12 protein-coding genes are annotated in these 15,434 nt (G+C 67.9%); 6 read left to right on the top strand and 6 right to left on the bottom strand.

What is annotated here, in order from left to right:
- Positions 1–42: 42 nt before the first annotated feature.
- From GK109_RS07515 to GK109_RS07505, 3 genes are read right to left on the bottom strand one after another with little or no spacing between them, the layout of a single operon-like run.
- On the bottom strand, positions 43–1,581 hold the full coding sequence (locus tag GK109_RS07515) for a tripartite tricarboxylate transporter permease (protein ID WP_157239452.1): 1,539 nt from the start codon (positions 1,579–1,581) through the stop codon (positions 43–45).
- Positions 1,581–2,084: a tripartite tricarboxylate transporter TctB family protein gene (locus GK109_RS07510; RefSeq protein WP_321215197.1), complete on the bottom strand. Its 504-nt coding sequence runs from the start codon at positions 2,082–2,084 to the stop codon at positions 1,581–1,583. The genes GK109_RS07515 and GK109_RS07510 overlap by 1 nt, the downstream gene beginning before the upstream one ends.
- Positions 2,081–3,091 carry a tripartite tricarboxylate transporter substrate binding protein gene (locus GK109_RS07505; RefSeq protein WP_157239450.1) on the bottom strand — a complete coding sequence of 337 codons (1,011 nt, stop codon included), beginning with the start codon at positions 3,089–3,091 and terminating at the stop codon, positions 2,081–2,083. The genes GK109_RS07510 and GK109_RS07505 overlap by 4 nt, the downstream gene beginning before the upstream one ends.
- A gap of 348 nt (positions 3,092–3,439) precedes the next feature.
- On the opposite strand from GK109_RS07505, the gene GK109_RS07500 reads away from it, so the two are divergent.
- Positions 3,440–5,017, top strand: a complete 1,578-nt coding sequence (locus GK109_RS07500; RefSeq protein WP_157242746.1) for a sensor histidine kinase — start codon at positions 3,440–3,442, stop codon at positions 5,015–5,017.
- Positions 5,014–5,682, top strand: a complete 669-nt coding sequence (locus GK109_RS07495; protein ID WP_104996630.1) for a response regulator — start codon at positions 5,014–5,016, stop codon at positions 5,680–5,682. The genes GK109_RS07500 and GK109_RS07495 overlap by 4 nt, the downstream gene beginning before the upstream one ends.
- A 24-nt stretch (positions 5,683–5,706) precedes the next feature.
- On the opposite strand, the gene hutG is transcribed toward GK109_RS07495, so the two are convergent.
- Positions 5,707–6,681: a formimidoylglutamase gene (gene hutG, locus GK109_RS07490; protein WP_157239448.1), complete on the bottom strand. Its 975-nt coding sequence runs from the start codon at positions 6,679–6,681 to the stop codon at positions 5,707–5,709.
- Positions 6,682–6,860: 179 nt separating this feature from the next.
- Between hutG and GK109_RS07485 the strand changes: the two genes are divergently transcribed.
- Positions 6,861–8,165, top strand: coding sequence for a sodium:proton antiporter (locus tag GK109_RS07485; protein ID WP_157239446.1), 1,305 nt, complete (start codon positions 6,861–6,863; stop codon positions 8,163–8,165).
- Between the two features lie 49 nt (positions 8,166–8,214).
- Here GK109_RS07485 and GK109_RS07480 read toward each other — a convergent pair whose 3' ends face one another.
- A complete protein-coding gene (locus GK109_RS07480) occupies positions 8,215–9,654 on the bottom strand; it encodes an NCS2 family permease (RefSeq protein ID WP_157239444.1) in 1,440 nt (479 codons plus the stop codon).
- A 110-nt stretch (positions 9,655–9,764) separates the two neighbouring features.
- On the opposite strand from GK109_RS07480, the gene GK109_RS07475 reads away from it, so the two are divergent.
- The gene (locus GK109_RS07475; RefSeq protein WP_157239442.1) at positions 9,765–10,403 is read left to right on the top strand and encodes a copper resistance CopC family protein; all 639 of its coding nucleotides are present in this window, start codon (positions 9,765–9,767) and stop codon (positions 10,401–10,403) included.
- 28 nt (positions 10,404–10,431) lie between these two features.
- Here GK109_RS07475 and GK109_RS07470 read toward each other — a convergent pair whose 3' ends face one another.
- Positions 10,432–11,058 carry an NAD(P)-binding protein gene (locus GK109_RS07470; RefSeq protein WP_157242745.1) on the bottom strand — a complete coding sequence of 209 codons (627 nt, stop codon included), beginning with the start codon at positions 11,056–11,058 and terminating at the stop codon, positions 10,432–10,434.
- A gap of 424 nt (positions 11,059–11,482) precedes the next feature.
- Here GK109_RS07470 and GK109_RS07465 point away from each other — a divergent pair, with 424 nt between their 5' ends.
- Together GK109_RS07465 and GK109_RS07460 are read left to right on the top strand one after the other, a co-directional pair.
- Positions 11,483–12,514, top strand: a complete 1,032-nt coding sequence (locus tag GK109_RS07465; protein ID WP_157239440.1) for a universal stress protein — start codon at positions 11,483–11,485, stop codon at positions 12,512–12,514.
- A gap of 27 nt (positions 12,515–12,541) precedes the next feature.
- On the top strand, positions 12,542–15,328 hold the full coding sequence (locus GK109_RS07460; protein ID WP_157239438.1) for a PEP/pyruvate-binding domain-containing protein: 2,787 nt from the start codon (positions 12,542–12,544) through the stop codon (positions 15,326–15,328).
- The last annotated feature ends 106 nt before the right edge of the window (positions 15,329–15,434 follow it).

The raw sequence follows: 15,434 nt of genomic DNA, 5'->3' as shown, positions 1-15,434 counted from the left end.
TCCTTGTGTTTGCAGGATGCGGGGTTAGGGTGCCGGTGGGGACTAGTCGCTGGTGTCTGCTGCGCCGGAATTGGCGGGAACCAGGGAACGGCCCGCCGGGCGGTTCCGCCGCACCAGTTTGTAGAGCAGCGGCCAGAGCAGGATCAGCCCCACAATGACGTAAATAACGACGGCGATCGGCTCGCTGAAGAGCCCTGCCGGGTCGCCTGCGCTGAGCTGCAGGGTCTTGCGGAGCTGGCCTTCGATGCGCGGCCCCAGGATCACGCCGAGGATGAGCGGCAGCACCGGCAGCCCGAACCGGCGCATCATGAACCCGAGGGCGCCGAGCACCAGCAGGATCACCAGGTCGAACGCCTGCAGGTTCACCGAGTAGGCGCCGAGCGTGGCAAAGAAGAGGATGCCCGCGTAGAGGTACGGCCGGGGGAGCTGCAGGAGCTTGGCCCACAGGGGTGCCAGCGGCAGGTTGATCAGCAGGAGCAGCAGGTTGCCGATGAAGAGGCTTGCGATCAGCGCCCACACCAGCGGTCCCTGGCTGGAAAACAGCTGCGGGCCCGGCTGGATGCCGTACGAGGTGAAGGCTGCGAGCATGACGGCGGCCGTGGCGTTGGTGGGCAGGCCCAGGGCCAGCATGGGCGTCAGGGTGCCGGCGGCGGCAGCGTTGTTGGCTGCTTCCGGCCCGGCGACGCCCTCGATGGCGCCCTTGCCGAACTCTTCCGGGTGCTTGGTGAGGCGCTTCTCGGTGACGTAGGAAAGGAACGTGGGAATCTCGGCGCCGCCGGCGGGGAGGGCGCCGAACGGGAAGCCGAAGGCGGTCCCGCGCAGCCACGGCTTCCAGGAACGGCTCCAGTCCTTCTTGCCCATCCAGGGCCGGCCCACCGGGATCACATGCAGCGGAGTGCGGCGCAGGTGGGCGGCAACCCACAGGGCTTCGCCCACGGCAAAGATGGCCACGGCCACCACCACGATGTCCAGGCCGTCCGCGAGCAGCGGCTGGCCGAAGGTCAGGCGGCGCTGGCCGGTGACCGAGTCCATACCCACCAGGCCGATGGCCAGGCCAAGTGCCAGCGAGGCGAAGCCGCGGAGCCGCGACGAACCCAGGACCGCGGTGACGGCCAGCAGGGCCAAAACCATGATGGCGAAGTAGCTGGGCGCACCCAGGCTCACGGCGAACTTCACCACGATCGGTGCGCAGACGGCCAGCAGCGCCGTGCCGATGGTGCCGGCGACGAACGAGCCGATTGCCGCCGTCGCAAGCGCCTGCGCCGCCCGGCCCGCCTTGGCCATCTTGTTGCCCTCGATAGCGGTGACCACGGAGGACGATTCGCCGGGGGTGTTGAGGAGGATCGACGTGGTGGAACCGCCGTACATGCCGCCGTAGTAGATGCCGGCGAACATGATGAAGGCGCTGGTGGGCTCAAGGGCGTAGGTGACGGGCAGGAGCAGGGCCACGGTCATGGCCGGGCCGAGCCCGGGGAGGACGCCGACGGCGGTGCCCAGGATCACGCCGATCACGGCGTAGAGGAAATTCATGGGGGTGAGGGCGGTGGCGAAACCGTCCATCAGTGAGGACCAGACGTCCATCAGAGGATTCCTTCCAGGAGTCCGGCGGGCAGGGCGATGCCGAGGCCGAGGTAGAAGCCGTAGAAGGTCAGCAGGGACAGGGCTACGGAGATGAGCCCGTCGCGGATGTAGTGCCGGCTGCCCAGTGCCAGGACGCTGCCCCAGAACAGGACGGTGCCGGAGATGACCCAGCCGGCCCAGTCGATGAGCAGGATGTTCAGGATGAAGGCTCCTGCCAGGGGCAGGATGGTTTTCCAGTCGGCGGGGTGGGTGAGGTCAACATCCTCGCCGCCTTCCGCCTCGCCCTGGCCGCCCCGCATCACGTTGATGGCCAGCAGGACAGCGCATGCCACCAGCAAGCCGGCCACGATGTACGGAACTGTTTTGGGACCCACGGGGTCCGACTGGGAGTACGGGGTCACCAGGCCGTTGGCGTCCAGGAAGACAAGGACGCCGGCCGCGCCGAGCAGGAGGGAAACTCCCAGCTCGGCGCGGCCCTTAAGGCCTGTGGTTAGCGAGGTCACGCCAACCCAAGCTTGGTGAGGACGTCCGCCACCCGCTTGTCCTGCTCGGTAAGGAATGTTTCGAACTTCTCGCCGGTGATGAAGGCGTCCGTCCAGCTGTGGGTCTTCAGCGCTTCCTTCCAGCCCTCGGTCGCGTGCATCTTCTCAAGGGCGGCGATCAGGGATGCCTTGTCCTTGTCGCTGATGCCCGGAGGGGCCACGATGCCGCGCCAGTTGGTGAACACCAGGTCGATGCCTGATTCCTTCAGCGTCGGGGCGTCGACGCCCTCGAGCCGCTTTTCGCCGCTGGTGGCCAGGACCCGGACTTCACCGGACTGGATCTGCTGCAGGTATTCGCCGGCACCCGAGGCTGCAAAGCCAAGCTTGTTGCCCAGGATCGCGGGCAGGAGGTCCCCGCCGCCGTCGTAGGAAACGAAGTTCACCTTGGTGGCGTCAATGCCCACGGCGCCTGCAAGCTGCATGGGCAGCAAGTGGTCCGGGCCGCCCGGGGAGGAGCCGCCGCCCACAGAGATGGAGCCCGGGTCAGCCTTCCAGGCCTTCACCAGGTCGTCGATGGTCTTGTACGGGGAATCCTTGCTGACCATGATGGCGCCGGGCTCTTCGATGAGCCGTGCAAGCGGGGTGGTTTCGGTCAGCTTGGACTCGGACTTGTTGGTGTAGCTTGCTCCCACCACGCCAAGGCCCATGAGCATGGCGAGGTCGCCGTTGCCCTTTTCGTTGACAACGCGGGCAAGGCCCACGGTGCCGCCGGCACCGGCGAGGTTGAAGACCTCTGTGTTGGTGGAGATCTTCTCGTCGTCGAGGACCTTGGCTGCGGCGCGTGCAGTAGTGTCGTAGCCGCCGCCCGGGGTGTTGGGGACCATGATCTGCAGTCCGGTGATGGGCCCGGCCGCAGCGCCGGAGCTTTCCGAACCGGTGGAGCTTTTGCCGGTGGCACCGCAGCCGGTGGCCATCAGGGCGATGCCGGCAGCGACGGCGGCGACTCGCAATGCGCGGATCTGGCGCATGGTGTTCCTCTTCTCAGTAATGCAATTCTCTACAGGATGATCAGCGGACCTGATCTGTGCTTCCGATGCTAGGGCCCGCCGTGACGGACCTCACTCTTGTGTACGCAGAGAAAGTTAAGTTCATTGCGTTCACGTTTCCGGCGCCCCACCGGACAACCACCTCGGCGCCGTACAAGGCCCCCGCCGGCGCCTCCCGCCGAAGCCAGGGCGCCGGTGGGATATAGTTCCCGTTACTGCCGCAGGGCCGGCCCGCGCGCCAGGAACAGGCACGGCGCCGGGAACACGCACGGCACCAGGAACAGGCATCAAGAAACAAAAGGAACCCCCGCAGTGACTCGACGAAGAGGAATGTCCCTCGCCGGGCAGTACCTTGTGCTGCAGTTGCTGATTGTCCTGGCCGTGCTGGTGGCGGTGGTGGCCATCTCGCTTGCCCAGTCCGCTGCCGCCTTTGAACGGACTGAAGGCCGCAGGGCCCTCTCGGCCGCGGAAGCGCTCGGCAACAATCCTGCGGTGCGGGCGCTGCTGCCGGACGCCGAGCCGCGTGTCGGTTCAGCGCTTCCCGCAGTAGCCGAGTCGGTCCGCACCGTCTCGGGCTCGTCCCATGTCACGCTCGCGAAGCTGGACCGCACGGTGGTTGCGGCGTCGGATCCGAGCCTGCTGGGGGAGCCGCTGGAACTGGGCGCCAGCAGGGTCATGGAAGGGCGCGCCTGGACCGGTGTGGTGGACCAAGGCGGCAACGCCGTCCTGTCCGCGCACGTTCCGGTCCTCGACGATGCTGGAAAGATGATCGGGATTGCCGCCATCGGCCGCAACTATCCGTCCACCCTTGAACGGCTGGGCGACGCCGTCCCCAACCTCCTGACGTACCTCGGCGTAGCCAGCGTCCTGGGGGTGGCGGGGTCCCTGCTGCTCTCCCGCCGGGTCAAGCGGCAGACCCTCGGCATGGAGCCCAGCGAGATCACCGGGCTGGTGGAAAACCGGGAGGCGATGCTGCACGGACTGAAGGAAGGCGTGGTGGCGCTGGACCCCAATGAGCGCATCACGGTAGCGAACGACAGTGCGCGGGAACTCCTTGGGCTGCCGCCGGACTGCGTGGGCAGGAAGCTCGGATCCCTTCCCGTGGACCCGGCGCTCAAGGTGGTCCTGACCCGTGAGCAGCCGGACCCGGATCAGCTGGTCCTGGTGGGGGAGCGGCTGGTGGTGCTCAACCGTGTTCCCATCCGGTCCCGCGGCCGGGACATCGGCTCGGTCACTACCCTCCGGGACCGGACGGAGCTGTCCTCCCTCGAACGTGAGCTCGGTGCCACCCGGACCGCCACGGACACGCTGCGCGCCCAGGCCCACGAGTTTGCCAACCAGCTGCACGTCATCTCCGGCCTGATCCAGATCGGCGAATACGATTCCGTGGTGCAGTTCGTCAACGGCGCCACAGTGGACCGGACCAGGCTGAACGACGAAGTGACCAGCCGGATCCAGGACCCTGCGCTCGCCGCACTGTTGATTGCTAAGTCCAGCCTCGCCACGGAGCGCGGCGTGGCGCTGCAGCTTGACCCGGCGTCCGCGCTGGGCCCGGTCAGCGACGAACTGTCCCGCGACCTCACGACGGTGGTGGGGAACCTGGTGGACAACGCGTTCGACGCCGTGACGGGACTTCCGGAGGCCGCCGTCAGGGTGCTGGTGGAGGACGGCAAGGACCACGTCACCGTCACGGTGCGGGACACCGGACCGGGCGTTCCGGGCGACGCCGTGGAGGACATCTTCCGCCAGGGGTTTTCCACCAAGGAGGCGGGCCCGGCCGAGGGCCGCGGATTCGGGCTGGCCCTCTCGAGGGTGGTCTGCCGGCGCTCCGGCGGGGACCTCACGGTGGCCAACGACAACGGAGCAGTCTTCACCGCACGGCTGAGGAAAGGGGCAGTGAAGCCATGATCAACGTGCTGATCGTCGATGACGACTTCATGGTGGCGAAGGTCCACGCCGGCTTCATCCAGCGGACGCCGGGCTTCGCCGTGGTGGGCGTGGCCCACACCGGTGCACGGGCAGTGCTCGAAACGGAACGGCTGCAGCCGGACCTGGTGCTGCTGGACATCCACCTGCCGGACATCAACGGGCTGGAGCTCATGCACCGGCTGCGCGAGGTGGCCCCGGAGCTCGACGTGCTGGTGATCAGCGCCGCCCGGGAAGTGGAGACCGTCCGCAAGGCCCTCCGCGGGGGCATCGTGCACTACCTCATCAAGCCGTTTTCCCAGTCGGACCTCCAGGAGCGGCTGGAGCACTACCGGAGCGCCTACCATGGCCTGGACTCGGCCAAGGATGTGGCCGAGCAGTCGGACGTCAACCGCGTCTTCGGCCTGGACCGCACGGAGCGGCCGCTTCCCAAGGGCTGCAGCATCGAAACGCTCAAGCTCGTGGAGGCCACCCTCAACGCCGCCGAAGGTGACCTCTCCGCGGCCGAGGTCGCGGAGCAGCTGGGAACCTCCCGCGTCAGCGCCCGCCGCTACCTGGAATACCTGCACGACGAGGGGACGCTGGAGGTCAGGCTCAAGTATGGCGTGGGCCGTCCGGAGCGGCGTTACGTCCTGAAAGGCAGGTAGCCCGGCCCCGGGGATGCGCCCGGTTCAGCGCAGCAGGGTGTCCAGCAGCCGCGCGGCAACCCGGGCGGTCCTGCCATCGATATCAAATTCCGGGTTCAGCTCGGCGATGTCGAGATGCAGCAGCTTCCCCGACCCCGCCACCTGCCGGCACACTGCGCTGATGACGGGCAGCGGCACGCCGAACGCTGCGGGTGCACTCACGCCCGGCGCCACCGCGGCCGGCAGCACGTCAAGGTCGATGGTCAGGTACAGCACGTCGATGCCGGCCAGGAACCCCGCCACGAAGTCCCGGACGCGCTCTGCCCCGCAGTCCTCGTCCGGCAGGTACTGGACGCCCAGCTCCCGGGCAGTATCGAAGAGGGCGCGCGTGTTGTTGGGTTCGGAAATTCCGACGACGGCGTAGCGGAAGTCGCGCCCGGCGGCGGCTTCCGCGCGGGCCATTTGGAGGAACGGCGTTCCCGAGCTGGGTGCGGGCTCGTCCCGCAGGTCGAAATGGGCGTCCAGGTTCAGGATGCCAAGCCGCTGGCCGCCCTGCACCGCGGCGGACGAACTGACCCCCAGGTAACTGGCATACGCGGTTTCATGGCCGCCGCCCAGCACCGCGGGGAGTTGCCCGGCGTCGAGCAAAGCAGCGACAGCCCTGCCGGCGCGTTCCTGGCCGGCTTCAAGGGCGCCGCCGGACACCACAACATCCCCTGCGTCGGCCACGGTCCGGTCGAGGTGGAACGCCAGGGGGCCCAGGGCCTGCCGGATGGCTGCCGGCGCGGCCGCCGCGCCGGTGCGGCCCTTGTTCCGGCGCACGCCCTCATCGCTGGCGAAGCCAAGCAGGACGGCCGGTTTTGGCGTGTGGACCGCGCCTTCGCCGCCCGCACCCGCCTCCGCCCCGCCGTGGTAGGGAACCATCGCCTGCCACCAGCGGCGGTGGCTGGCGTCGTCGCCGTCGAACCTGCCCGTCCAGGGCTGGGGCGGGACATCAACGGCAGGTATCGGAGGGGTCATATCCCAAGCTCACCGTAATTGGACAGCGAAAACCAGCAGCGCCGCCGTCGACCTGTCTGGAATCGAAGATCATCAGCGCCTGCCGGCAGCAGGGGCTATTGTGGATCAGTCCCTCCCCGGGGACCGAACCACCTTGCCTGCGCCGAACAGGCGCAAAAAACAGGCCGGAGAACAGCTTTATGTTTGAAGCCCCCAACATCCTGTTTGCCGCCGCCGGCGTCGCAGTGTTCGTGGCCGCAGTGCTCCCCAAGCTGCTGCGCAACATGCCCTTTTCCATGCCGATGGTCTTCCTCGGAGCGGGTATGGCTGCTTTCGCCCTGATCCCCACCCTTCCCGACCCGGACCCCTTGGCGCACAGCGACTTTGCCCTTCATCTCTCGGAAGTGTGCGTGATCATCTCTCTGATGGGCGCCGGACTGGCGCTGGACCGGCCGGTGGGCCGCCAACGCTGGGCCACCACCTGGCGGTTGCTGGGAATCGCGATGCCTCTTTGCATCATTGGGCTCACGCTGCTGGGGCTGTGGTTCCTGGGCCTGGGCCTCGGTGCAGCACTGCTGGTGGCCTCAAGCCTTGCACCCACGGACCCCGTCCTCGCCTCCGAAGTGCAAGTGGGTGAGCCCGCGGACCACGACGACGGAACCGACAAAGAGGACGAGGTGCGCTTTGGCCTCACCTCGGAAGCAGGACTCAACGACGGGCTGGCCTTTCCCTTTGTCTACCTGGCAATCGCCATCAGCATCGTTGGGTCATCCCCGTTGGCGTGGTTCCCGGAGTGGTTCGGCGTGGACGTCCTGTGGCGGCTGGCTGTCGGACTGCTGCTGGGCTTCCTGACCGGAAAGTTGCTGGCACGGATTTTCTTTTCTGCCCGCGCAGACAGCCTGCGGCTGTCCAACCATTCCGAGGGCTTCGTGGCCCTCGCCGCCACGTTCCTGACCTACGGTGCCACGGAGATGGTGGAGGGCTATGGCTTCATCGCGGTCTTTGTCTGCGCTGTGACCATCCGGGCCGCCGAGCACACCCATGGCTACCACCGGGTGCTGCACTCCTACGTGGAGCAACTGGAGCGGCTCCTGACGGTGGTGATCCTGGTCCTGCTGGGCGGTGCGATCGCCCGCGGGCTGCTGGAAGGGATCGGCTGGGCCGAGGTGCTGGTGGCACTGGCATTCCTGCTGGTGATCCGCCCCCTGGCGGGCTGGGTGGGGCTGCTGGGCGGCAAGACCGGCCCGCGGGAGCGGATTGCGCTCTCCTTCTTCGGGATCCGGGGGATCGGCTCGCTGTACTACCTGTCCTATGCGCTGGGCAAAGGAAAGTTCGCTGACCAGGCGGAGTGGCTCTGGGCGTTCGTGGGGCTGGTGGTGGCGCTGTCGATCGTGGTCCACGGCGCCACCACTTCACCGCTGATGAACCGGCTGGACAGGCTCCGCGAGAAGAAGGCCCGCGCAGTGTCCGGTGATGAGGGGCTGGCCCCCAACACCCCCGTGTAGGTCGGCGCAGCGCCGTGCGGGGGTGTGGGTTCCTGTCCGGGCAGCCGCGCTACATCCCCAGGGCGGCCTCGATGGGCCCGACGGCGAAGAACAGCAGGAAGGCAGCCGCCACGGCCCACATCAGCGGGTGGATCTCCTTGACGCGTCCCTGCACGGTGCGGATCAGCACGAAGGCGATAAACCCGGCGCCCAGGCCGTTGGCGATGGAGTAGGTGAACGGCATCAGCGTGAAGGTCAGGAACGCCGGGATCGCAATGCCCCAGTCCTGCCAGTCGATCTTCCCCACCTGGGACACCATCATGAAGCCCACCACCACCAGAGCCGGCGCCACGGCCTCGAAGGGCACCAGGTTGATCAGGGGGGTGAAGAACATCGCCACCAGGAACAGGAGTCCGGTAACGATCGAGGCAATGCCCGTCCGCGCGCCTTCGCCAATGCCGGCGCCGGCTTCCACGTAGATCTGGTTGGAGGACACCGAGGCGCCGCCGCCCACGATGGCGCCGAGGGCGTCCACCTGGAGGACGCGGTCCACGTCGGGGATGTTGCCGTGTTCATCCACGGTGCCTGCCTCGTTGGCCAGGCCCACCATGGTTCCCATGGCGTCGAAGAAGATGCTGAGCAGGATCACGAACGCCAGCAGCGTGGCTGCCACGAAGCCGAGGTGCTCAAAGGCTCCCAAGGGGTTCGCCTTGCCAATCAGGGACAGGTCCGGGGCGGCCCATCCCGTGAATTTGGGCGCCACCAGGGACCAGCCCTGCGGGTTGAAGGTCTTGCCGTCGAAGCTTGGTCCGATGTGCAGGGTCATCTCCAGGAGCACGGAGATGACGGTGGAGGTGATAATGCCGATCAGGATGGCGCCCTTGACCTTGCGGACCACCAGGGCGATGGTCAGGACCAGGCCGAACACGAACACTGCCGTGGGCCAGCCCAGGAGCTTGCCGTCGAAGCCAAGTCCAACGGGCACGGTGGTGCCGGCCACGTCGGGGATGCGGCGGACGAAGCCCGCATTGACCAGCCCGATGAGCGCGATGAACAGCCCGATGCCCACCACGATGGCCGTCTTGAGTCCATCCGGCACTGCCTTGAAGACGGCGGTGCGGAACCCGGTGAGGACCAGGATGAGCATGGTCACGCCGGACAGGACCACCAGGCCCATCATGTCCGGCCAGGTCAGTCCCGGATTGGTGGCAACGGTGACGGCGACGAAGGCGTTGACGCCCAGGCCCGTGGCCAGCGCGAAGGGGTGCTTTGCCCAGGCACCCATCAGGATGGTGAGAAGGCCCGCCACGAAGGCCGTCACGGCGGCGACTGCGGTGAACCCCAACGTGGTGCCGCTGGAGTCCGGGCCGGAGAGGATCAGGGGGTTCAGCACCACGATGTAGCTCATGGCGAAGAATGTGGCGAAGCCGCCGCGGATCTCGCGGGAAAGGTTGGAACCGCGTTCGGTGACCATGAAGTACCGGTCCAGGGCAGAGCCTTGCTTAAGCATTAGTCCTCCGGGGGAGTCTGTGGGGATACCTGAATCCTATGGGGGCGGCAGCCGGGCGGCAGGCAATTTCGCCTAGTCTGTAAGGAAGCCAACACAAGGAGCCCCCCAGCATGCGTCCCGTCCGCCGCCGAATCCTGACTTTTGGGCTCGGATTCCTCGTTTCCGCCGCCGCCGTGCTGGGCGTTGCCGGTCCCGCCGCCGCGCATGATGCAGCCGAGTCCACCAGCCCCGCCGAGGGCGCCTCGGTCACCGCGCCTCCGGAACAGGTTTCGGTCACGTTCAACAAGAACCCGCTTGGGATTGGCGCGTCCATCTCCGTCAAGGACGCCGCCGGCGCCGAGTGGGCAGAAGGTCCCGTGGAGATCGTGGACAACGTGGCGTCCCGGAAGGTCAGGGCGGGAGCCGCGGCCGGGCAGTACACCGTTGCCTGGCGCGTGGTCAGTTCGGACTCGCACCCCATCGAGGGGACGTTTGTTTTTACGGCCGCTTCCGCCGCGCCGGGCACGTCACCGGCGGCAAGTCCGACGGCGGCCGGTACAGTTCCTGCCACCGCTCCGGCCGTTGGCAACGCCCCCGCCATGGGGACCGCCCGGCCCGGAACCACCGCCGAACCAGCGGACCCGGCGGACGCGGGGGAGCCGTTCCAGTGGAGCATCGTCATTTTCGCTGCCGTCGCGGCGGGGCTGCTGGCCACCCTTGCCGTCCTCGCCCGGCGCAGGCTCACGGCGGGCACGGACGAGGAGGGCTGACGGGGGCCGGCGGGGGCCTTGGCGGGCGCTAGCAGGGCAGGGCCGCGAAGCTCCCGGTGCCCGGAAAGGCAACGCGGTCCGGATGCACTTTGGCGGAAATCGCCTGGCCCACGGTCTTGGCCTGGCGCAGGACCTCTTTGGGCGACGGCGTGATGAGCTCGCCCACGCCCACCAGATAAATGCCGATTGCCCGCATGGCAGCGGTGAGGTTGCGGCCAACTGCGATCCCGAAATCGTTGATCATGCGCCGCAACTGGCTGTGCGCGCAGCGGGTCAGGACAATATGGTCCGCCACCAGGATGCCCGAAGGGGTATGGACTTCCCACTGCGGAGCGGCGGTTCCCGTCGCAGTCCCGGCCAGCATGGTCAACTGGACGGCGCGGGTAGTGTGCCGCACGTCCACGGCGTGGCTGGCGGCGTAATTGCGCAGGTGCCGCAGGATCTCGTTCCGTTCACGAAGGGTGACGGAGTCCGCCGCGTCGCAGCGTTGAAGCGAAGCTGTGTTGGCCGGCTGTGCGGCGCCAAGGATGTCCAGTCCGTCCACCACTATCGAGTCCACCCCGCGGCGGCACAGCTCGGCGGCCACGGCAAGGCCGGACAGGCCCGTGCCAATGATCACAGTGGTGGTCTGTTCGGTCCCGGCATTCCCAGGCATGCTTGACACTACAGGTTCCCTCCTTCGAAGTTTCGGCAGGTGCAGGCGTCCTCGCCCGCGCGCGTCCCGTTACCCCCAAAGTCCGGCCGCAGTACGTTGGCGGGCACCCTGACGGAAAGAGGCAGTAGGCGTCCCGGACCAACAATGTCCTGAAGACTACAGAACATTTCCTGCGGTGGATAGCCCAAGCCGAAAACACTTTCCTGCCGGTTGAAGGCGCTTTCCCGGACGCCCTGGAGTTCCTGTGGATAACCGGACCTCCCGGGCCATGGACAGGCTTGCTATGGCAGGGGCGACGGAGAATAGTGGGAAGCGGAAGCAGGCCTTTCTTCCCAGCTCAGGCCGGGGTAAGGGTGCGCGGGGAACGGTCCGGTTTCTGGCAGAATAGCCGCAACATCAGGCAGTATCGCGAGGAGGCGGCCCCATGGGCGCACCAGAGTTGCATCCGGACCCTCAGGACGGCGGCAGCACTGCTGCTCCCGAGGGAATCGTAGTTGGCGTGGACGGGTCGGACCACGGCCAGTGCGCGCTTGTTTGGGCCGCGCGCGAGGCCCGGCGCCGGCGCCGTCCGCTGCATATCGTCACCGCGTACTCCGTACCGATCTTCGCCGCGTCGGGCCTCGACGGCGGCTATGCAACCGTGGACGATTCCGTGATCCGCGAGGGCGCCGAGGCGGTGGCCAAGCAGGCCCTGGACAAGATCTCCACCTACGACATCGATGTCACCGCGTCGGTGGAGAACGGCGATGCCTCCGGCGTGCTGCTGGAGATGTCCAGGACTGCCGAGCTCCTGGTGTTTGGCACCCGCGGACGGGGCGGATTCGTGGGCAGGCTCCTCGGCTCGGTGAGCAGCGCCCTGCCCGCCCACGCCAAATGCCCCACCGTGACGGTCCCGCTGATCTGCGCGGACCGGCTGGGCGAGACCACCGAGGACAGGCGCATCAAAGCCGAGCAGGCCAAAGCCGGGCACCAGCGTGTGGAGAACGTGGTGGTGGTGGGTGTTGACGGCTCGGAGCAGGCACGGGTGGCCGTCCTGGAGGCGGCAGAGGAGGCAGAACGCATGGGCGCCACGCTGCGCGTCGTCTGCGCCGTCCCGCAGTACAGCGGCTCGCTGGCATGGGTGCCGGCCCCCATGGACCGCAAGGCCCTCTTTGCCGACATCCAGGTGACCCTGGACGCCGGCATGGCGTGGCTGCGCAGCCACTTCCCCAATCTCCATGCCGAATCAGAGCTGAAGGACGGCTCGCCGGTTGACGTCCTCGTCGAGGAAAGCCGGCATGTGGAACTTGTGGTTGTGGGTACCCGCGGCCGGGGCGGCTTCACGGGAATGCTCCTGGGCTCAACGTCCGACGGCATACTCCACCATGCCAAGGGCCCCGTCATGGTGGTGCCGGACCGTGAGGACCGCCGCCTGGCGGACCGTGCCAAGTTTGGACCGGTTCTCGGTTCATCCTGACGAGATCCTGCTGCCAGGAGCTACGCGATGGCTGCCCACCCATCAGGAACGGCCGGGCAGGGACCCGGCCAACAGTCCGGGGACACCGCCCCTGCCTTGATCCTTCGCCTCAGCCAGGTGGACGGCAGCATGCTTCCACAGGTCGGAGGCAAGGCAGCCAACCTCGGTGAGCTGATGGCAGCCGGGTTGCCCGTGCCGGACGGGTTCTGCCTGACCACAGCGGCCTACCGGGAGGCCACCAGGACCGTGCAGGACGGCGCGCTCGCAGAGCTGGGCAGGCTCCAGGCTGCCCTTCCCCCGGGAACGCCCGGCGGGACCACGGAACTTGCCGGGATGGCCGGCAAAGCACGCGAGTCCATCCGCGCCACCCCGGTTCCGCCGCGGATCGTTGCCGCCGTCGAGCAGGCATATGAGGCGCTGGGAAAAGCGGCTCCGGTGGCGGTAAGGTCTTCCGCCACGGCAGAGGACCTTCCGTTCGCGAGCTTCGCCGGCCAGCAGGACACCTACCTGAATGTCATAGGCATCGGCGCCGTCCTTGAGGCCGTGCGGGACTGTTGGGCATCCCTCTGGACAGACCGGGCAGTGGCCTACCGGGCCGCGCTGGGGATCAAGCCGCACGAAGTAGCCCTCGCCGTCGTGGTCCAGCGGATGGTTGACGCCCGGGCCGCCGGGGTGATGTTCACGGCCAATCCACTGACCGGCAGGCGCCGGGAAGCTGTCATCGATGCTGCCCCGGGGCTCGGCGAAGCGGTGGTTTCCGGAGCGGTCAATCCGGACCACTATGTTGTGGACACCGAAATGTCCCGGGTCCTCGAGCGGAAACTGGGGGATAAACGCCTCATCGCCCGGCCCCTTCCCGGCGGCGGAACCGAGGTACGGGACATGCCGGGCCAAGCGGACGCAGCCAGCCTTACCGACGAACAGGCCATTGGGCTTGCAGCCCTGGGCATGCAGGCTGAAAGGCACTTCGGTTCGCCGCAGGACACCGAATGGGCCATCGACACCGGCGGGGCGCTCTGGCTGACGCAGTCGAGGCCCATCACCACACTGTTCCCGGTGCCGGAACGCCAGTCCGGAGGTGGAGGAACCAGGGTGTACTTGTGCTTCAGCCTCGCCCAGGGCCTCACCCGCCCCCTCACTCCCATGGGCCTGGCTTCACTGCGGCTCGTTGCCTCCTCCGTGGCCAAAGCCGCAGGGTTCGCAGTCCCGGACCCCCGGCGCGGTCCACCACCGTATGCGGAGGCAGCCCAGCGACTCTACTTCGATCTCACAACGCCGGTCAGGAGCAGCGTGGGGCGGCGGCTCCTTCCACGGGTCTTCGACGTCATGGAAGCCAGGTCCGCCATGGTGCTGCGACAGGTCTTTGCGGACCCCCGGTTTTCGGTAACCCGCAAGACCCCGCTCGGACTCCTGCGCCATGTCCTGCCGGCAGCGGTGCGGGCCCGCGTCCCCGAGGCCGTGCTCCGGGGACTGTTCCGGCCCAAGGCGGCGCTGCGCCGGCTGGACCGCTTCACCCGGCAATTCGCCGAGGATCTCGAATTGGAGGCCGGGGCGGGACCCCTTCAGCGGCTCGACCATGCGGAGCGGCTCCTGGGCGGCCGGCTCTTTGCAGTGGTTCCCGCCATCCTGCCCTTGGCCGGGCTGGGGTTCGCCATGCTGTGGCTGGCCGGAAAGCTCCTCGGCGGCCGGGACCGCTGGAAAGACCTGGAGAAGGTGCTTCGGGGCCTGCCGCGGAACGTGACCACGGAGATGGACCTGGACCTGTGGCGGCTTGCATCAGCAATCAGGGACGACCGCGAGTCACGCACGGCCTTGGCGGAAGGGCAGCCATCCGAACTGGCAGCGGAGTTCAGGGCCGGCAACCTCCCTGTCGTCCTGCATGCGGGCCTGGTGCGGTTCCTCGACCGCTACGGGCAGCGGGCCGTGGCCGAAATCGATGTGGGCATGCCCCGGTGGTCGGATGATCCCACGCACATCCTGGGTGTCCTTGCCAACTACCTGCGCCTCACTGATCCCGGCATGGCGCCGGACGTGCAGTTCAGCAGGGCCAGCGCCGAGGCAGAGGCCCAAGTGGAGCGCCTGGTTGCCGAGGCCCGGAGCCGCGGCAGGGTGCGCGCGCTGCTGGTTGCTGCCGCACTGCGCCGCACCAGGCTCTTCGCCGGGCTGCGGGAGCTGCCCAAGTACCAGCTGGTCCTGGGCCTCGCCGAAGTACGCAGGCAGGTGGCCCACGTGGGAGCTGTGCTGGCATCCGCCGGCCAGTTGGAGCACCCGGACGACGTCTTCTTCCTCGATTTCGAGGAAGTCCGGCGTGCCCTGGACAGCGGGGACGCGAATGCAGCCAGCCAGCCGCGAAAGCTGCCCGGACTCGTCCTGGAACGGCGCGCCGCCTACGCCAGCGAACTTGGCCGGCGGCACGTCCCCAGGGTCCTGCTTTCGGACGGAACCGAGCCCGAAGTGCTCCATGCTGCGGCTGCCGGAGCGGCCGCCGGGGCCGGGAACGGCGCGCTGTCCGGCAGCCCCGCATCAGCGGGCTCGGCCACCGGTCCCGCCCGGGTAATTTTGGACCCCATGGGTGCCCGCCTTGAACCCGGGGAGATCCTGGTGGCGCCGTCCACCGACCCCGGATGGACCCCCTTGTTCCTGACTGCCGGCGGCCTGGTGATGGAAATGGGCGGGCCCAACTCGCACGGTGCCGTGGTGGCCCGGGAGTACGGCATTCCCGCCGTGGTGGGGGTTGCGGAGGCCACCTCGCGGCTTGCCACCGGACAAAGAATAACGGTCGACGGCGGCGCTGGAACCGTCGTGCCCGCCTAGCCCCCTGCGGGCCGCCCGGCACGTGTAGGGAGCGTTCCTGAGGCGTACCCTTGGACTATGGGCTCCAAGGACGGAGACGGCCGGACAATGAGCGGCCGGTATGCGC

This window comes from Pseudarthrobacter sp. GA104 (assembly GCF_009741265.1).
Taxonomy (GTDB): Bacteria; Actinomycetota; Actinomycetes; order Actinomycetales; family Micrococcaceae; genus Arthrobacter.
This window is presented reverse-complemented; position numbering and strand designations above follow the sequence as displayed.